This window comes from Chloroflexia bacterium SDU3-3 (assembly GCA_009268125.1).
In the GTDB taxonomy this organism is placed as follows: domain Bacteria; phylum Chloroflexota; class Chloroflexia; order Chloroflexales; family Roseiflexaceae; genus SDU3-3.
Genome location: WBOU01000002.1, coordinates 380,114 through 399,239 on the forward strand (window position 1 = coordinate 380,114; position 19,126 = coordinate 399,239).

15 protein-coding genes are annotated in these 19,126 nt (G+C 65.8%); 11 read left to right on the forward strand and 4 right to left on the reverse strand.

All coding sequences use genetic code 11. From position 1 onward, the window contains the following. Positions 1-77: 77 nt before the first annotated feature. Positions 78-497: a hypothetical protein gene (locus F8S13_04410; protein ID KAB8145251.1), complete on the reverse strand. Its 420-nt coding sequence runs from the start codon at positions 495-497 to the stop codon at positions 78-80. Between the two features lie 290 nt (positions 498-787). Here F8S13_04410 and F8S13_04415 point away from each other — a divergent pair, with 290 nt between their 5' ends. Beyond that, positions 788-3,706, forward strand: coding sequence for a GAF domain-containing protein (locus tag F8S13_04415; protein ID KAB8145079.1), 2,919 nt, complete (start codon positions 788-790; stop codon positions 3,704-3,706). Between the two features lie 67 nt (positions 3,707-3,773). Here the strand turns inward: F8S13_04415 and ruvX are convergent, their stop codons facing one another. From ruvX to alaS, 3 genes are all read right to left on the reverse strand, one after another. After that, entirely contained in the window at positions 3,774-4,247 is a 474-nt protein-coding gene (gene ruvX / locus F8S13_04420) for a Holliday junction resolvase RuvX (protein KAB8145080.1), read from the reverse strand. Further along, the gene (locus F8S13_04425) at positions 4,244-6,331 is read right to left on the reverse strand and encodes a hypothetical protein (protein ID KAB8145081.1); all 2,088 of its coding nucleotides are present in this window, start codon (positions 6,329-6,331) and stop codon (positions 4,244-4,246) included. The genes ruvX and F8S13_04425 overlap by 4 nt, the downstream gene beginning before the upstream one ends. 161 nt (positions 6,332-6,492) lie before the next feature. Beyond that, entirely contained in the window at positions 6,493-9,180 is a 2,688-nt protein-coding gene (gene alaS, locus F8S13_04430) for an alanine--tRNA ligase (protein ID KAB8145082.1), read from the reverse strand. A 1,036-nt stretch (positions 9,181-10,216) separates the two neighbouring features. Here alaS and F8S13_04435 point away from each other — a divergent pair. The 10 genes from F8S13_04435 to F8S13_04480 all read left to right on the forward strand — a co-directional run bounded on the left by F8S13_04435 (position 10,217) and on the right by F8S13_04480 (position 19,115). Next, positions 10,217-11,455 carry a transcription termination factor Rho gene (locus F8S13_04435; GenBank protein KAB8145252.1) on the forward strand — a complete coding sequence of 413 codons (1,239 nt, stop codon included), beginning with the start codon at positions 10,217-10,219 and terminating at the stop codon, positions 11,453-11,455. Between the two features lie 289 nt (positions 11,456-11,744). After that, on the forward strand, positions 11,745-12,488 hold the full coding sequence (locus F8S13_04440) for a TIGR00266 family protein (GenBank protein KAB8145253.1): 744 nt from the start codon (positions 11,745-11,747) through the stop codon (positions 12,486-12,488). A gap of 121 nt (positions 12,489-12,609) precedes the next feature. Beyond that, positions 12,610-13,314, forward strand: coding sequence for an endonuclease III (locus tag F8S13_04445; GenBank protein KAB8145083.1), 705 nt, complete (start codon positions 12,610-12,612; stop codon positions 13,312-13,314). 113 nt (positions 13,315-13,427) lie between these two features. Further along, positions 13,428-14,144 carry a DUF2662 domain-containing protein gene (locus tag F8S13_04450; protein KAB8145084.1) on the forward strand — a complete coding sequence of 239 codons (717 nt, stop codon included), beginning with the start codon at positions 13,428-13,430 and terminating at the stop codon, positions 14,142-14,144. 65 nt (positions 14,145-14,209) lie between these two features. Then, a complete protein-coding gene (locus tag F8S13_04455) occupies positions 14,210-14,665 on the forward strand; it encodes an FHA domain-containing protein (protein ID KAB8145085.1) in 456 nt (151 codons plus the stop codon). A 128-nt stretch (positions 14,666-14,793) separates the two neighbouring features. Continuing rightward, entirely contained in the window at positions 14,794-15,150 is a 357-nt protein-coding gene (locus F8S13_04460; GenBank protein KAB8145086.1) for an NADH-quinone oxidoreductase subunit A, read from the forward strand. A gap of 50 nt (positions 15,151-15,200) precedes the next feature. Further along, positions 15,201-15,995: an NADH-quinone oxidoreductase subunit B gene (locus F8S13_04465; protein ID KAB8145087.1), complete on the forward strand. Its 795-nt coding sequence runs from the start codon at positions 15,201-15,203 to the stop codon at positions 15,993-15,995. A 121-nt stretch (positions 15,996-16,116) separates the two neighbouring features. Beyond that, positions 16,117-16,515 carry an NADH-quinone oxidoreductase subunit C gene (locus F8S13_04470; protein ID KAB8145254.1) on the forward strand — a complete coding sequence of 133 codons (399 nt, stop codon included), beginning with the start codon at positions 16,117-16,119 and terminating at the stop codon, positions 16,513-16,515. An 83-nt stretch (positions 16,516-16,598) separates the two neighbouring features. Beyond that, on the forward strand, positions 16,599-17,723 hold the full coding sequence (locus F8S13_04475; protein KAB8145088.1) for an NADH-quinone oxidoreductase subunit D: 1,125 nt from the start codon (positions 16,599-16,601) through the stop codon (positions 17,721-17,723). A 33-nt stretch (positions 17,724-17,756) separates the two neighbouring features. Next, positions 17,757-19,115: a 4Fe-4S dicluster domain-containing protein gene (locus F8S13_04480; protein KAB8145089.1), complete on the forward strand. Its 1,359-nt coding sequence runs from the start codon at positions 17,757-17,759 to the stop codon at positions 19,113-19,115. Positions 19,116-19,126: the final 11 nt, after the last annotated feature.

Below are 19,126 nucleotides of genomic sequence, written 5' to 3' on the forward strand. Positions count from 1 at the left end.
GAGAGCAAAACTCTTCGATACGCACAAGGCCAGGGGAGTGCTCCCCTGGCCTTGTGCGGCTTGCGGTGGTGTGCTGGCTAGATGCTGGGCGAGTCGTCCTCATCCAGCTTGGTGGTCTTGCCGGTCACGGGCACCTCGTGCTCCACGGGCACGCTCTGGCTGGGCGTGGCCTGGGCGGTTTTCTCGTGGGCCTCGATGCGCTCGACCACCCAGCGCAGCTGCTCGTTGATGTACGAGATCCCGTTGACCAGGGTCTCCTGCAGGTCGTGGGCGGTCTTGCTCTGGCGGGCGTTGTGGATCGCCTCGCGGCCTCGCTCGGTGGCCTGCTGCACCTGCGGGTTCTCCTGGGCGTTCTTGACCGCGTACTTGACCTGCGAGGAAAGCTCCTTCAGGCCGTTGGCCAGGTCGCGCTGCAGCTGCTTGGCCTGGTCGCTCTCCACGGCGGCGCGGAAGGCGGCCTCGAGCTGGTTGGCCAGCTCGCGCAGCTCCTTGGACAGATCCTCGGCGGGGTCGCGCTGGGTCGTGCTCTCGGCCTTATCCTGCGGGTCGTTTGGGGTTGTCATGGTCATCTCCTTCTCGTGGGTGCTATCTGCACCCATATTCGCTGCTAGAGTTGACGTCTCGCCCACGCAAAGTGTTGCATTCTGTCGGCGCGGATTATTTTGCGGGCCAAATTGGTGGAGGTGCACGTTTATTGCCATGATGGCGCAAACTGCCAAACCAGCGTGTGTGTATTGTGGCAAAAGTTCGGTATAATTCAGAAGAACACACACCATCCGAGGAGGCTATGGCACCACCACGCACCGCCGAACTCGATCTGCAGATCCAGTCGCTCCAGGCGCAGGCCGCGCGCGATAGGCGCGCCCTTGAGGCCCTGCGCAGCCTCAGCCTCTCGTGCCGGGGGGCCACGCAGTACCGCCCGATCTTCGAGGCGGTGGCCCGCGAGCTGCGCCACGTCTTTCGCTTCGATGCATTTTACATCGCCGTGTGCGATCCGGCGAAAGAGGGCCACTTCCGCGCGGTGCTCATGGTCGACGAGGGCGTGCACGAGTACTGCGAGGACGAGGACTTTGGCCGCCTGACGGGCATGGTGGTGTCGAGCCACCGCCCGCTGCTGTTCCGCGATCTGGACACCGAGCGCTCGAAGTTTGGCGAGGCCCCCACCACCTTTGGCCACACCGAGAAGCGCTCGCGCTCGTGGCTGGGCATCCCGCTGCTGGTCGGCGCCGACTCGATCGGCGTGATCTCGCTGCAGAGCTACGAGCCGCACCTGTATGACGAGGACGACACCGACCTGCTGCAGCGCTTTGGCGACGTGGTGGCGGTGGTGCTGGAGAACACCTGGCTGGATCTGCAGCAGCAGGCGCTGGGCGCGGCGCTCTCGCGCCAGGTGAACGAGCGCACCGTCGAGCTGCAGACCCTGAGCCTGATCGCCGCCGAGCTGGTGGTGCAGCAGCCGCTGCCCACCCTGCTGGGCCACGTGCTCGACATGATCCTGCCGCTGTTCCACATGGATGCGGGCACGGTGCGCATGTACGACCCCCTGCGCGACGAGCTGGTGCTGCTGATGTCGCGCGGCTTCTCCGCCGAGTACAGCCGCGAGGCTGCCAGCATCCCGCTCACCGAGACGATCTCGGGCATTATCGCCCGCGAGAACCGCCCGCTGGTGGTGGAGGACCGCCTGGATGCCAGCGCGCTGAGCTACCTTGGCCCACACCTGCCGTTCACCTCCATGCTGGGCGTGCCGCTGCGCGCCGGGGGCCAGGTGCTTGGCTCGCTGAGCATGTTCGGCCACGCGCCGCACGCGTTTGCGCCGCAGGTGGTAGAGCTGGCCCAGGCGGTGGGCAACCAGATCGCGATCGCGGTGGAGAACGCCCGGCTCTTCGATTCGCAGAAGCGCCAGATCCGCGAGCTGAACGCGATCGGCCAGGTGGGCCAGCTGATCAGCGCCTCCTATGATTTCCAAGAGATGCTCGACTGCGTGCAGCAGCTGGTGTACGATCTGCTGCAGCCCTCGGTCTTCTACCTGCTGATCTGCTCGCCCGATACCAAGATCATCACCCACGCCATCCTGCTGGAGGATGGCCAGCAGCTGGGCGAGGCCTGGATCGGCTCGCCGCCCAGGGCGGGCAGCGCTACCGCCTGGATCTTCGAGCACGCCGAGCCGCTGCTGCTGCAGGACATGCAGGCCCAGATGGGCGACCTGCACAAGCGCGGCATCTTCCCCAAGCCGATCGGCACCGGGATCGAGTCGCGCTCGTGGGTGGGCGTGCCGCTGCGCGCGGGCGGCAGCGAGCCGATCGGCGTGCTGGTGCTGCAGGACTACCGCAGCTATATGTACGACGACGAGACGGTCGATTTCCTCAGCCAGATCGCCAGCCACCTGAGCCTGGGCGTGCAGAAGGTGCGCCTGTTCGAGGAGCGCGAGCGCCAGCTGGTGGAGAACGCCCGGCTCTACGAGGCCGAGCAGGAGGCCCGCCGCACCGCTGACACCCTGCGCGAGGTGGCGCGTGTGCTCGGCGCGTCGTTCGACCCGCGCGAGGTGCTGGAGCTGATGCTGCGCGAGCTGAAGAACGTGATCGCCTACGACTCGGCATCGATCATGCTGCTCGACCGCGACATCCTGCGCTTCGCCGCTGTGCAGGGCTTCGATGCGCGCCTGATGATGCGCGAGTTCCACATCCACGCCAGGGTGAGCGGGGCGGGCGCGGTGGTGGCGCGGCGCGAGCCGATCCTCATCCCCGATGTGGTGGCCACCAAAGACTGGATGCCCAGCCCCGGCGTGCCCCAGGTCATCCACTCGTGGATCGGCGTGCCCCTGATCTCCCAGGGCCGCGTGATCGGCGTGCTGAACATCGACTCCAAGCAGATCGGCTACTTCAGCCAGCGCGATGTGGATGTGGCCCAGGCATTCGCCAACCAAGCCGCCGTGGCGCTTGAGAACGCCCGGCTCTACGAGGAGTCGATCACGCGGGTGGAGCAGGAGCTGGAGATCGCGCGGCACATCCAGAGCAATCTGTTCCCGCATGTGCTGCCGCAGCTGCGGGGGCTGGTGGTGGCGGCGCGCTGCGTGCCCGCCCGCGAGACCGGCGGCGACTTTTTTGACTTTGTGCCGCTGGCGGGCGACCGCGCGCTGGCGCTGTTTGTGGGCGACGCCTCGGGCAAGAGCATCCCAGGCGCGATGCTGATGGCCATCGCACACTCGATCGTGCGCGCCGAGTCGCGCGATCGTCGCCTGCCCCACGAGGTCATCCGCGAGGCCAACGCATGGATCTCGAAGGATGTGCCGCCGCGCTCGTTTGTGGCGCTCTGCTACGCCATGCTCGATCTTGACCAGCAGCGCCTGCTAATCTCCAACGCTGGCCAGCTCACGCCCATCCGCCGCCGCGCCGATGGCGAGCTGTTCTACCTGGAGACCCCCGGGCCGCGCCTGCCGCTCGGCATCCTGCCCGAGACCCGCTACGAGTCGCTGGAGGTAGCGGTGGACCACGGCGACCTGCTGCTGATGTTCACCGATGGGATCGTGGAGGCCCAAAACGCCGACCACGAGCTGTTCGGCTTCGCCCGGCTAGAGGCTATCCTGCGCAGCTATGCTGGCGATGACCCGCACCTGCTGATCGACCAGATCACCAATGCGATCACGCTGTTCTGCGGCGATGTGCCACCGCACGATGACATGACGCTGCTGGCGCTCTCTATTGCCTAGAAATAGTCTGTAGCAAAGCAAAAGGCCGCCCGCATTGTTATATGCGGGCGGCCTTTTGTGCTTTCTGCTAGGCGAAATCATCATCGTAGTCGCCATAGGCGCTCGGGCGCGGCGGCGGGTGTCTGGCGCTCAGGTAGTCGCGCAGGATGATCGATGCGGCCATCTCGTCGATCTTGGCCTTGCGCTGCTCGGGCTTCATGCCCATCTCGATCATCACGCGCTGGGCCTCGGCGGTGGTCAGCCGCTCGTCGAACATGTGGATGGGGATATGCACCTGCTCGGCAAGCTCGGCCACAAAGCGGTTGATCTCCTCGGCCTGCGGCCCGACCTCGCCGCTGAGCGTGAGCGGCAGGCCGACCACTAGCTCGGTGGCCTCATTCTGGCGGATCAGCGCTGCGATCTTGCCGATGGCCGCATGGCGCGGCTGCCCGCCCACCGTGGTGAGCGGCGAGGAGAACATGCGCAGCGAGTCGCTGAGCGCGACCCCGATGCGCTTCCTGCCGATGTCGAGGGCCATGATCCGGCCCGGCTCGCTGGTCATTGTGCTGCTCCTGCTGTTGGCTCGGCGGTGGCCTCTGGCTCGGCGGTGGCCTCTGGTTCGGCGGTGGCGTTCGGCTCGGCGGTAGGCAGCAGCTGGCCCTGGGGAAACTGGGTAGGCCGATAGGTGCCCGCATGCCCCTCGAAGCCCACGAGCAGACCGATGCTGGGGAACGACTCGACATTGGGCAGCTGGTAGCTGCCGATCACGCCCTGGCTCTGCAGCTGATCGAGGTTGGCCTTGGCCGCGCTGTAGCTCTGGCCCAGCACCGCGCGCTGCACCTGCGCCTGCATCTCGGGCGTGATCGCAGTTTTGGGCGTGCAGGTCAGCTCGCCGTCGACCAGCAGCTGCTGGCCGTTCCAGACCGTGCGGCTGGGCGTGACATCGAACTGGCTATCGCCGCCGCAGAGCGCGGTGCCGCTGCGCTGGTAGAAGTAGCTCTTCAGAAAGCTCTGCATCTGCAGCTGGATCGGCTTGGGTGCGGCCAGCGCGCTGAAGCTGGCCGACAGCGTCATCGTGAAGACCGGGTTGGCCTGATCGACTGGCTGGCCGACCGTTGGGGTGATCACAGGCGTGTCGTAATTTGCCGGATCGCCGAGCGAGCTGGTGTTCGGCCAGATCGTGTCGGGATCGAGCGAGAGGCCCTGCGGCGGCATGGCGCTGAGCTTGGTCTGGGCGTTCTGATAGAGCTTGCCCAGGCCAGCGCCCAGGATGTTGCGCACATCCTGCTCGGTCACGATATACAGCAGCTCCTCGGTGCCGCCCTCGATCGGCTGGTTGATCAGGCGCACCTGCTCGCTGTTGCTGATCGGCGGCTGCCCCGGCACGATCAGCTGGGTCAGGCTGTCCGTCGCGATGTTGGATGCGCTGCCGGGCGAGCGGGCCGAGACCTGGATGTCGATCTTGCCAAACTCTACCCGCGATCCGAACAGATCGCTGGTGCTGATGGCCGCTGGCACGGTGGCGGGCGAGTCGATCAGGAAGCCCACCTGCTGGCCTGCGCTGTTGGTGCCGATAAACTCGGTGCCGACTGGCAGCTCGATCGGGTTGTTGAGCGCGTTGATGATCTGCACCGTGCCGCGCGCCGTGCCCGATGGCGAGGGCTGCTGGCTGGCCATCCCCTGGATGGTCTGCTCCACCCGCGTGCTGATCGGCTGGGCCTGGATGGAGCCGTCGGCGCTGGACTCGGCGAGCGGGATGATCTCGTTGCTGAAGGGCGTGATCTTCACATTGGTGGATGGCGGCCAGAACGCCACCAGCGGGCGGTTCATGTAGAACCCAAAGCCGATCAGTAGGGCCACCAGCAGGATGCCGAGGATAATCGGCAGCACAAAGCTGCCGCGCTGCTGGCGGGGTAGATCTTCATCCAGATCGGCATAGGTGGGTATGGGCCTGCGCCCGCGCTGGCGGGCTGGGGGCTGGGCGGCCCCGCGTCGACCATAGGCGCGCGAGCCTCGGCTGGGCGTCACATCCTCGATCTCATCCAGCGCTCTACGTCCCAGCGGCAGGTAGTCATCATCCAGGTCGTCTAGGTCGTCTAGGTCGTCCCGTCGGCTGCGCTGTCGATCGTGCCGCGCCCTCGGCCCATCATCCAGGCCGCTGCCCAGACCGTCATCCAGATCATCATCCAGATCGTCGTCGAGCCTGTCTAAGGTGGGACGACGCTGGGCGGCGGGTGGCGCAGCGCTGTAGAGCTGGGCCAGCAGGTCGCTGTCCTCGTCGCGGCTGGCGGGGGGGTCAAGCTCCTCGCGGGGGATGACGTGGGTCTTGTAGGTGTCCTCGGGGGGCTGCGTATGTGGCGGCGCGGGAATGGAGATGCGCGCTCCATCGACGCCCACCACATCCAGGTCCGCCTCCTGCGCCGCCGCGAGGGTCAGCTCGTCGGAGCTGATCACCATCAGCTGCACGCGACCGCGCCGCGCCAGCTCGGCCAGGCGCGTGAAGGTGTCGGTGCTCTGGAATGCGGGGTTGTTGTCGGCGATCAGCAGCTGGATGATGCCTGCGCCGCTGGCACGGATCTGTTTGGCGATGGAATCAAATGTGTCGGTCGGCATGACCATCACAAGATCAGATGCGCCCGATGTCACGGCTCCTCCACTATTTCTGTGCGCGACCAAGGTGGCCCTTGGTCAGACGCGCCTAGCGCTGATGGGGGATGCTGGGGGCTGCGGGGGAAGATGGCTGCTGGGGGCCTGGGGAGAGCATCCCCAGGCCATAGAACCCCACAGCAGAGCGTGGTGGCGGCCAGCTAGCGCTTCTGCGCGGCCACGAGCGACGCGGCCTCGGCCAGGGCGGTGTCGAGCTTCTCGATCTCGCGCCCGCCGGCCTGGGCCATGTCGGGCCGCCCGCCGCCGCCGCCGCCCATAATCGGGGCCAGCGCCTTGACCAGGTTGCCCGCGTGGTAGCCCTGCTTCACTAGATCGGGCGTCACCACCGCCAGCACGGCCGGCTTCTCGTTGAGCACCGCGCCCAGCACGATCACGCCCGAGCTGATCTTGTCGCGCAGCCAGTCGCCCATCTCGCGCAGGCCGTTGTTGTCCTCGGCCTCCACGCGGGCGGTGACGAGGCGGAAGCCGTTCAGGCTCTGCGCCTTCTCCAGCAGGCCGTCGAGCGACCCGCGCGCCTGCTGGCTCTTCAGCGCATCCAGCTCGCGCTGGCGCTGCTTCAGCTCGGCCAGCAGCCCGTCGACGCGCTCGGCCACCTTGGCGGTGGGCACGCCCAGCTTGGCGCTCAGCTCTTTCACCGTGGCGGACTGCTGCTCGGCCAGGGCCTCGGCCCCGCGCCCAGTCACGGCCTCGATGCGCCGCACGCCAGCGGCCACGCCGCTCTCGCCCAGGATGGTGAACGCGCCGATCTCGCCGGTGCGGCCCACGTGGATGCCGCCGCACAGCTCGCGCGAGCAGGTGGCCACCGGGGCATCTACCTCTAGCTCGCGGTCGCCGCAGCCCACCGTCACCATGCGCACGCGGTCGCCATACTTCTCGCCGAACAGCGCCATCGCGCCCGAGTCCAGCGCCTCCTGGTAGGATTTCTGCTCCCACGACACTGGCGCGTCGGCCCGGATCCAGGCGTTTACGTGGGCCTCAAGGCTGCGCAGCTGCTCTTGGGTCAGCGGCTTGTTGTGGTTGAAGTCGAAGCGCAGCTTCTCGGGTGAGACCAGCGAACCGGCCTGGGTGGCATGCTCGCCCAGCGACTCGCGCAGGGCCTTGTGCAGCAGGTGCGTGGCCGTGTGGTTGCGCATGATGTCGCGGCGGCGTAGCGTGTCGACCCGCGCCTCCACCTCGTCGCCCACGCCGATGCTGCCGCGCTCGACCACGCCGTGGTGCACGATCACGCCGGGGATGGGCCGCTGGGTGTCGGTCACGCGCACCAGCGCGGCGGCGGTGGCCAGCGTGCCGGTGTCGCCCATCTGGCCGCCGCTCTCGGCGTAGAAGGGCGTGCGGTGCAGCACGATCTGCACCTGCTGGCCCTCTTGGGCGTGGCGCAGCACGTCGCCCGCCGCCGTGATGGCCAGCACGCGCCCGTGGTCGGCGGTGGCCTCGTAGCCGGTGAACTCGCTGGCGGGCAGCTCTTGGTCGGCCCAGATCTCGGCGTCGGCACCGCGCTTGAACTGCGCTGCCTGGCGACCGCGCTCGCGCTGCTTCTCCATCTCGGCATCGTAGCCCGCCTCATCCACCTGCAGGCTCTGCTCGGCGGCGATGCGCTGCGTTAGGTCGAGCGGGAAGCCGTAGGTGTCCTTCAGCGTGAACGCGTCCACGCCCGAGAGCGTGTCGCCGCCGCTGGCCTTGGTCTGCTCGATCACCGCGTTCAGGCGCACCACGCCGCCCGAGAGCGTGCGCAGGAACTGGCGCTCCTCGGTGTCGGTGGTCTCTAGGATGAAGTCGCGGCGCTCGCGCAGATCTTTGTAGTGGCCGCCCATCTCGTCGATCACCGTGCCCACCACCTCGGCCAGGAAGGGCTTCTCGAAGCCGATCGTGCGGCCCTGGTACACGGCGCGGCGCAGCAGGCGGCGCAGCACATAGTTGCGGCCGGTGTTGCCGGGCTGGATGCCCTCGGACATCAGGAAGGCCACCGCGCGGGCGTGGTCGGCCACGGCGCGGTAGGGCGCGAAGTTGGCGCGGTAGTGGCGCTCGTCGCTGCCCAGCAGCGCGATGGTCTTGCCGATGATCGGGGTGAAGGCGTCGGTGTCGTAGGTGGCCTTCACGCCCTGCATCACCATAGCGATGCGCTCAAGGCCCATGCCGGTGTCGATCGACGGCTTGGGGATGGGCTGCATCGTCTCGCGGTCGAACTGCATGAACACATTGTTCCAGATCTCGACATAGTCGGGGTCGTCGCTGTTCACGCCGTCGGCGCGCATCCTGCTCAGATCCTCGCCTAGGTAGACGGTGATCTCCGAGCAGGGGCCGCAGGGGCCGGTGTCGCCCATCACCCAGAAGTTGTCTTTCTCGCCGAAGCGCAGGATGCGGTCGGGCGACGCGCCGACCTTCAGCCAGAGCTGCTCGGCCTCCTCGTCGGCGGGCACCAGATCGTTGCCGCCGAACACCGTGAACCACAGCCGCTCGACGGGCAGCTCCAGCTCTTTGGTCAGCAGATCCCAGGCCAGCTGGATGGCATCGGCCTTGAAGTAGTCGCCAAAGGAGAAGTTGCCCAGCATCTCGAAGAAGGTCTGGTGGCGAGGCGAGGGGCCGACCTCCTCAAGGTCGTTGTGCTTGCCCGACACGCGCAGGCACTTCTGCGCGCTGGTGGCGCGGGTGTAGGGCCGCTGCTCAAGGCCCAAGAAGGTATCTTTGAACGGCACCATGCCCGCGTTGTTGAACAGCAGCGTTGGGTCGTTGCCTGGCACCAGCGGTGCGCTGGGGACAACGGTGTGGCCGCGTTGCTCAAAAAAGCGCAGGTAGGTCGCGCGAATTTCGGCAGTTGATAGCTTTTTCATAGTGGTCCTAGTGCCAGTTCTGGTGGGCTATGGGTACCAAGTAGGAATACATCTCGGGGCATTGTACGGCATTCTCAAGCCAACTGTCAACTAAAATCCCCCAGTAGAGTCGGCTGGTGACAAAGATCGTTTGGCGGTATTTATGCTCGGTTTTGCAAAAAAAGGCAGGCTGCATCTCGTATTCTAGGAAAGAGTATCGGTGCTGGGGGAATAGCGCACAAACACATATTCAATGTAATAAAAGCGAAAATAATAGCTGTATCTGCGTTATTTTGCACCATAGCGTTTCTTCGGGAAAAGGCGATTTTGCTCACCCCAAAGCCATGCCCTGCCCAAGGTTGACGTACTCTTGACAGCTGTGGTATACTCCAGTCACGAGCGAAGCGTTGCTGGGCATCCTCCGTCGCTTGTGTTGGTGGTACGCCCCGTGCTGCCAGTTTCAATGGATTGATCCCCCTAGCGCGTTTTTAAGAAGGCCTCCGCTCAATGGCGGTGTATATTTTGACGTGGGCATAGAGCCGCGGATCTGCCGCATCACCGATGTACCCCCACAGCTATTCCCTTTCCCGAGCCTATAGGTGGTGGTGCTTTTCCAACCCAACCTCGATGAAGCCTGCTACTACTGAAAACACAATGCCTCTCAAAGCTACAATCCGCCGCCTTTTTTTTCCTACCATTGTTTTTCGCCATTGTTTTCTAAAACCTGCACAGATGCGCGCTATGCGCTAACGAGGAGTTTAGTGTGCCACGCATACGAAAAGTTGTAGAGCCAGCACCATCCGATGGTGTTGAGGTGCGCGCCATGCCCGAGCCCGAGCCCGAGGCAGCGGCGAGCGAGCGCCCGAGCACCCCGCAGCGTGCTGAAGTACCTGCCGAGCGCCCCAGTGGCCGGGCCCGCGTGGCCGAGCGCGACGATGCCCGGCCCGCCCCGCGCGATGATTTCCGCCCGCGTGGCCCCGAGCGCGACGACATGCGCTTCCGCGGCGACCGCGAGGCCCCCAGCGCCGATGGCTTTGGCCGCCCCCCCCAGCTGAGCATGAACGAGCTTGAGGCGATGACCCTCTCCGACCTGCGCGAGGTTGCCCGCAAGCTCGACATGCAGAGCGTCAGCGGCCTGAAGAAGCAAGACCTGATCATGAAGCTGCTGGTGGCCCAGTCCGAAGAGCAGGGCCACCAGCTGAGCGACGGCGTGCTCGACATTGTCTCCGATGGCTTTGGCTTCCTGCGCAGCGAGCGCATGCTGCCTGGCGCGGATGATGTGTATGTCTCGCAGTCGCAGATCCGCCGCTTTGGGTTGCGCACCGGCGACCGCGTGATGGGCCAGATCCGCCCACCCAAAGAGAGCGAGCGCTACTACTCGCTGCTGCGCGTCGAGCAGATCAACGGGATGGACCCCGAGACCGCCCGCCGCCGCCCGTCCTTCGATCAGCTCACCCCGATCTTCCCCAACGAGCAGCTGCACCTGGAGACCGAGCCGCACATCCTCTCGACCCGCGTGGTCGATCTGGTGGCCCCGATCGGGCGCGGCCAGCGCGGCCTGATCGTGTCGCCGCCCAAGGCTGGCAAGACCATGCTGCTCAAGTCGATCGCCAACGGCATCACATCCAACCACGCCGATGTGCACCTGATGGTGCTGCTGATCGGCGAGCGCCCCGAGGAAGTGACCGACATGAAGCGCTCGGTGCGCGGCGAGGTGATCAGCTCGACCTTCGACGAGCCGGTGGAGGACCACACCAAGGTGGCCGAGATGACCCTTGAGCGGGCCAAGCGCCTGGTCGAGGGCGGCCAGGATGTGGTGATCGTGATGGACTCGATCACCCGCCTAGCGCGCGCCTACAACCTGGACATGCCGCCGTCAGGCCGCACGCTCTCCGGCGGTATCGACCCGGTGGCGCTCTACCCGCCCAAGCGTTTCTTCGGCGCTGCCCGCAACATCGAGAACGGCGGCAGCCTCACGATCATCGCCACCTGCCTGGTGGACACTGGGTCGCGTATGGATGATGTGATCTACGAGGAGTTCAAGGGCACCGGCAACATGGAGCTGCACCTCGACCGCAAGATGGCCGAGAAGCGCATCTTCCCCGCCATCGACATCACTCGCTCGGGCACGCGACGCGAGGAGCTGCTGCTGGGCGATGCGATGCGCCAGGTGTGGACGCTGCGCCGCATGGTGAGCATGCTGGGCGAGAATGAGGGCACCGAGCTGGTGCTCACCCGCATGACCAAAACGCGCACCAATGTCGAGTTCTTGGCCACGCTGAACAAGCCAAACTAAGCCTCTACCATTGGCGTGTCCATGATACGGGGGGCGTGGCGCAGATTTCCTGCGCCACGCCTTCTGTTTTGCAACTTTACCGCCGCACGCTGCGTATCTCTTCTATCACGTGTTTGCAAACAGGCTGGCGACGCTCTGAGCGCTCCGCCGATCTTGCGAAGTGGAATGGCCGCATACATAACGAGGAGGTTCTGCTGTGTCCGAAGAATACGCCTACTCCAATAAATTTGGTGAGCGCCTGGATCTGCCCGAGCCGCAGGTGGCCACATCTGGCCGTGGGACGACCGGCATGGAGTACAAGATCTACGGTACCACCATGCAGTCCGTGGTGATGGAGCTTGATCCCGGCGAGACGGTCTTCTCGGAGAGCGGCGGTATGGCCTGGATGAGCGGCAACATCGCGATGAACACCACCGGGCGCGGCGGCGGCCTGGGCGGCATGTTCAAGCGTGCGATCTCGGGCGAGTCGCTGTTTATGGTCGAGTTCACGTCGCAGGGCGGGAAGGGCATCGTGGCGTTTGCCGCCGACTTCCCCGGTAAGATTGTGCCGGTGCACCTGGGCGAGGGCCAGCAGATCATCGCGCAGAAGGATGCCTTCTTGTGCGGCGAGAAGACCATCCAGACCGATATCCACTTCCGCCGCAACCTTGGCTCGGGCCTGTTCGGCGGCGAGGGCTTCATCCTCCAGAAGCTGACCGGGCCGGGTGTGGCGTTTGTCTCGCTGGATGGCGAGATCGTGGAGTACACGCTGGAGCCAGGCCAGGTGCTGAAGGTAGACACTGGATGCGTGGCCATGTTCGAGCCGACCGTCTCGTACGATGTCGAGATGGTCAAGGGCTTTAAGAACATGCTGTTCGGCGGCGAGGGTCTGTTCCTCTCCACGCTGCGCGGCCCAGGGCGCGTGTGGCTGCAGACAATGCCGATCATGAACCTGGCCAAGGCCATCGCGGGCTACCTGCCTGCGGCCAGTGGCAGCAGCGGCGGCGGCAACAGCGGCGGCGGCTTCAACTTGGGCAGCCTGCTGAACCAGTAGCGGCGACTTTCACAAGCGCCCGCCAGCATCACCCTGGCGGGCGCTTTTCTGTGCCGGGCTGCGGCATAGGTTTTGCCTCTTTCCCAACGATGCTTTTGTGATAGCGGAAAGGGGTACGGCCATGATCGAGCGAGAACTGCATGACGAGGCGGCGCGCACGCGCCAGGTCTACGAGCGGCTGGGGGGCGAGTATGGCATCCGCCCGTGGCAGCGCCGCCGCGAGCCGCTGCACGAGCTGATCTCCACCATGCTCTCGCACCGCACCACCGGCGCGAACGAGGAGCGGGCCTTCCAGCAGCTGTGGGCGCGCTTCCCCAGCTGGCAGGCCATCGCCGAGGCCCCGGCGGAGGAGATCGCCGCCCTGATCGCGCCCGCCAACTTTGCCGAGGCCAAGGCCCCGCGCATCAAGGCCGTGCTGCAGCAGATCATCGCCGAGCGGGGTGCGCCCAACATCGATTTTCTGGGCGAGCTGCCGGTGAACGAGGCGATGGCCTGGCTGACCGCGCTGCCGGGCGTTGGCCCGAAGACGGCCACGCTGGTGCTGCTGTTCTGCTTCCGCAAGCCGGTGCTGCCGGTGGACACCCACGTGCACCGCGTCAGCGGCAGGGTGGGCCTGATCGGGCCGCGCGCCACCGCCGAGCAAGCCCACGCGCTGCTGCTGGCCATGCTGCCCGCCGAGGCCGATGTGCTGTGGAACTTCCATCACAACATGCTGCGCCACGGCCAGCGCGTGTGCACTTGGGCCGCGCCCCGCTGCGGGCTATGCGTGCTGCGCGAGATCTGCGACTACGCCCGCGCCCATGGCGTCGGCGGGGCGGGCGCATAGGGTCGGCTCCGTGGCGCTTTCGCCCCGCCGGGGGCTTATGGTACAATAGGAAAGCTGGCGCTCTCAGAGCGCCAACATCGCGACCCCGCACCGATGCTCAGGAGGAGCATGCCATGTCCGCGCTTGGCCGCTTTGAGTCATTCATGGAAAATCTGGTTGAAGGCTCGGTGACGCGGCTCTTCCGCAGCCCGGTGCAGCCTTCCGAGATCGCCAAGCGCCTGGAGCGGGCCATGGAGTCGCAGCAGATGGTGAGCGTGCGGCGCGTGATCGTGCCCAACCTCTACCGCGCCTACCTCAACCCGCAGGACTACGCCACGTTCCAGCCCATCCGGGGCGAGATGGAGCGCGAGATGGCCACCTACCTCTCCGATCTGGCGCAGGAGCGCGGCTTCTCGATGCTGGAGCACCCGGTGGTGGAGCTGATGTCCGACGACGATGTGCCCCGGCGCAGCATCCAGGTGGTGGCCGAGACCAGCAGCGCCCCGGCCCAGGCCGACAGCAGCGAGCGCACCCAGGTCATCCAGCCAATGCAGGCCCAGCAGCCGCGCGCCCGCCTCGTGCTGGCTGGCGGCGGCGGCAAGCAGAGCATCCCGCTAGAGAGCACGATGCTGACCATCGGGCGCGGCCTGAACAACGACATTATCCTAGAGGACACGCGGGTGTCGCGGCACCACGCCCAGCTGCGCTATCGCTCGCGCCGGTTCTGGGTGGCCGATATCGGTTCGACCAACGGCACGTTTGTGAACGGCGAGGCCGTGGAGGAGCGGGCGCTGAACGACGGCGATGTGATCTCGTTGGGCGGGCTAGAGCTGACCTTCCGCGAGAGCTAGCGCCGACGTCCTTTTTTCTGTGGTGAAGTTCGAGAGCGTGCAGGACTGCCGACGGTAGCATAAACATGGAAATTGCTAACACCTCGCTGAACATCATTATCCTTCTGCTGCGGGTTGCCGTTGTCCTGCTGCTGTACTTTTTCCTCTACCAGGTGCTTCGATCGGTGATCCGCGACCTGCGCTCGGCCAGCCAGACCCCGGCGGCCAGCGGGCGCAGCCCCTACGGCCAGATGGTGGTGGTGCGCGCGGGCCAGAGCGGCGTGCCCACCGGCAAGGTCTTCCCGCTGGGGCCAAGCAATATTATTGGCCGTAGTATGGAGAGCTGCGAGATCGCGCTGAACGACTCGTTCCTTTCGTCGCAGCACGCCCGGCTAGAGCTGCGTGGCGATGAGTGGGTGCTGGAGGATCTGAACAGCACCAATGGCACATTCCTGAACGAGATGGAGGTGCGCGACGCCACTGTGGTGGAGGAGGGCGATATCGTGCGCGTTGGTCGTGTCGAGATGAAGATCACTAATTAGCTGATCTGGCCAAATAGTTTACGTTTGTTTCGTTTTGTTTTGCGTTTCTTACCTTTTTCGCCTCCACCCCCCCCATACCCCCTGTGCTATACTAAAACCGCTCGCGAAAGTGCATAAGGAACGCAGCCATGCTGACGACATATGCCTTTATTGGCTTATTTTTTGTTATAGCGGCCATATTCCCTCTGATCCCGATTGTGGCGGCCTATTTTCTCCGGCCAAAGCGCCCAACGCCTAACAAGCTGGAGACCTACGAGTGTGGTCTTGAGGCGATCGGCGACATCCACGTGCAGTTTAAAGTGCAGTACTACCTCTACGCGCTGGTGTTTGTGCTCTTTGACGTAGAAGTGGTGTTTCTCTACCCCTGGGCGGTTGCCTTCAACCAGCTGGGGCTTTTTGCACTGGTGGAGATGGCGATCTTTTTGGTGATCCTCGTATTTGGCCTGGTGTACGCTTGGAAAAAGGGCGCGCTAGAGTGGATCTAGCCTCGCCCGCGCAGGCGGCTTGGCGCACCTACTGATGATAGGGGTTGTCGATGCCCGACATTGACCCGACACAGATAGAGCTTGAGAAACAGGGAATCCTGATCTCAACCGTCAATCGCTTTTACAACTGGGGTCGCCGCTCGTCGATCTGGCCGATGTCGTTTGGCCTGGCGTGCTGCGCGATCGAGATGATGGCCACCGGCCTCTCGCGCTTCGACCTGGCGCGCTTTGGGGCCGAGATGTTCCGCGCCTCGCCCCGCCACGCCGACCTGATGATCGTGGCCGGCACGGTGACCAAGAAGATGGCCCCGCTGATCGTGCGGCTCTACAACCAGATGCCCGAGCCGCGCTATGTGATGGCCATGGGCAACTGCGCCACATCCGGCGGGCCGTTCCGCGACGGCTACAATGTGCTGCGCGGGATCGACCTGCTGCTGCCGGTGGATGTGTATGTGCCCGGCTGCCCGCCCCGCCCCGAGGCGCTGTTGCATGCGCTGATGACGCTGCAGGCCAAGATCGACGATCAGAAGCTGGGCCGCGTGAGCTGGTACGGCAAGAGCACGCCCAAGGATATCGTCATCCCCACCTGGGGCGCACACGGCCTAGAGGTGGATGGCAAGCTGATCGATGCCGTGGGCGGCCTGCCGCTGATCAGCCCGCTGAGCGGGCCGACCAAGGGCGACGAGCGCACCGGCGTGATCGAGCACCCCCAGGAGCCGCGCGCCTTCCCGATCATGGATGAGCGCGTGCAGCTGGTGGCCCCGCATCAGGCCGCTGGGCTGGCCCCCGAGCTGGCCGCCGATGACCTGAAGCGCAAGAGCGCGGCGGAGGTGCCTGGTGCCTAATCTCTCCCTCGACGAACTCAAGGCAGCCATCGACCGCGACATCCCCGGCGCACGGATCGCCACCGCCCCCAGGCCCAGCGAGGAAGCGCCCCGCAAGAAGGGCGAGCACGCCCGCGCCGACATGCTGGCCACCGACGATCTGGTGGTCGCGCCCGCGCAGCTGCCCGCCGTGGCCAGCTACCTGCGCGACGCGCTGGGCTACGAGCACCTGAGCAATATCACCGCCGTGGACTACCTGGCCGACGGCGTGATCGAGCTGGTCTACCATTTTGCCCACGTGGCGGGCGGCGTGGCGGTGGTGAAGGCGCGGGTGCCGCGCGAGCACCCCGAGCTGCCCACGCTGACCGCAGAGTGGCCGGGCGCGGCGTTCCAGGAACGCGAGGCGTATGACTTATACGGCGTGCAATTCGCCGGCCACGCCGAGCTACGCCGGATCTATATGTGGGACGAGTTCGAGGGCTTCCCGATGCGGAAAGACTTCTCGAAACAGGGCGATAAGTACCTAGACGAGGCGGAATAGGGGGCGGAGTGGGCGGCGATGCCGCCCCTTCTGTTTTTTTGCGACGGCGCTGGCGGCCCCTGGCCCCGCGAAGGCGAAGATATATGCTAAAGACGCAAGAGTTTCAGGTCAATATTGGCCCGCAGCACCCCTCGACCCACGGCGTGTTCCGCATGCTGGTGACGCTGGATGGCGAGACGGTGGTGGAGCTGAAGCCCGTGTTCGGCTACCTGCACCGCAACCACGAGCAGCTGGCCGAGGTCTCGACCTACATCCAGATCATGCCGTTCACCGACCGGCTGGACTACTTCAACTCGATGAGCAACAACTTCGGCTACGCGCTGGCGGTGGAGAAGCTGGCCGGGATCGAGGTTCCGCAGCGGGCCAACTACCTGCGCGTGCTGATGGCCGAGCTGACCCGCATCCAGAACCACGCGGCGGCCACCGGCTTCCTGCTCAACGACATGGGCGCGTGGCAGACGCCGCTGGCCTTCGGCATGCGCGAGCGCGAGAAGATCCTCGACCTGTTCGAGATGGCCTCGGGCGCGCGCATGATGTGCAACTACTTCCGCTTCGGCGGGGTCTGGCGCGATCTGCCGCCCGAGTTCATGCCGCAGCTGAAGGGCCTGATGCAGGCGCTGCCGCGCTTCTTCGATGAGAGCGAGCTGCTGCTGCGCGAGAACGAGATCCTGATGAGCCGCTCGATCGGCGTGGGCGTGCTGCCCAAAGAGGTGGCGCTTTCGTACAGCGTGTCGGGGCCGCTGCTGCGGGCCTCGGGCGTGCCCTACGACTTGCGCCGCGCCGATGGCTACAGCGTCTACCCCGAGCTGGATTTCGACATACCGGTCGGCTCGGTGGGCGATGTGTACGACCGCATCCTGGTGCGCATGGCCGAGATGCGCGAGAGCTACAAGATCATCCAGCAGGTGATCGAGCGGCTGCCCGACACCGAGGGCGGCCACATCAACCCGGCCATGGCATCCATGGGCAAGCAGAAGGCGCTGAAGCCCGCCCCCGGCGACGCCTACGGCCGCGTGGAGGGGCCGAAGGGCGAGCTGGGCTACTATCTGGTGAGCGATGGTAGCGATACGCCCTACCGCTACAAGATCCGCGCCCCCTCGTTTATCAATCTCTCGCCGCTGGCCGACATGTGCCGGGGCTACAAGATCGCGGATGTGATCGTGATTCTGGGCAGCATCGATATTGTTCTCGGCGAAGTGGATCGCTAGGGCGCTCGCGCACCAGCGCGGAAGGTAATTGCTATGTCGGTTGAACTTGAGCGCGGTAAGGTCTATACCGTCGATCGCGGCGAGTCGAAGGTGCGGGCGGGCCAGGGCCTGCTGGCCGGGCTCGCGGTGATCCAGCGACACGTTGTGGATGCGTTTACCAAAAAGCTGGATGACCCCAGCCAGACCAGCGGCGTGTTCACCGTGCAGTACCCCGAGGAGCGGCTGCCGCTGGCCCAGGCGTTCCGCAACTTTCCCATCCTGCTCTACGAGGACACGTCGGCCCAGCTGCTGTGCACCTCGTGCTTCCAGTGCGAGCGCATCTGCCCGCCGCAGGTGATCCACATCACCCAGGCGAAAGATCCGGCCACCGACAAGGCCGTGCCCGCGCCCGCCGAGTTCCTGATCGAGTACGACGCCTGCATGTCGTGCAGCCTGTGCGCCGAGGTCTGCCCGTTCGACGCGATCAAGATGGACCATAACTTCGAGCTGGCCACCGACGACCACCCAGGGCTGAACGTGGGCATGGCCGATCTCTCGCGCCCGATCTCGTACTACGAGTCGCTCGCGCCCAGCTTCTGGGAGGAGGCCCGCGACAACGCGCTGAAGAAGCTTCAGGGCAATGTGAAGCGCCGCCCGGGGGCGATCGGCATCGCGCCGCAGATGGTGGGCAAGGTGCCCGAGAACCCGCCAAGCGCACCCGCGCCCGCCAAGCCCGCCGCGCCGGTGGCGGCTGCGCCCGCGCCCGCCGAGGCCGCACCAATGGACAAGGCCGCGCGCCTGGCCGCCATCCGCGCCAAGAATGCCGCCCAGGCCAGTGGCGAGGCCCCCGCCGCCGAGGCTGCGCCCGCGCCCGCCGAGGCCGCACCGCTGGACAAGGCCGCGCGCCTGGCCGCCATCCGCGCCAAGAACGCGGCCAAGGCCGCCGCCGAGGCTGCGCCCGCCGAGGCCGCTGAGGCCGCTCCGGTGGATGAGAAGGCCGCGCGTCTGGCCGCTATTCGCGCGAAGAACGCGGCGAAGGCTGCCGCCGAGGCTGCAGCCGCCGCGCCCGCTGAGGCCGCGCCCGCCGCTCCAGTGGATGAGAAGGCCGCGCGTCTGGCCGCTATTCGCGCGAAGAACGCGGCGAAGGCTGCCGCCGAGGCTGCAGCCGCCGCGCCCGCTGAGGCCGCGCCCGCCGCGCCGGTAGATGAGAAAGCCGCACGCCTCGCAGCTATTCGTGCCGCCAATGCGGCGAAGAAGGCGCAGGAGGAAGCGCCCGCGCCCGCTGAGGCCACGCCCGCCGCGCCGCAGGATGAGAAAGCCGCACGCCTCGCAGCTATTCGTGCCGCCAATGCCGCCAAGAAAGCCCAGCAGGAAGCTGGGGTTGAAGACGAGCACCTGGTGGATAAGCAATAAACGGACAGGAC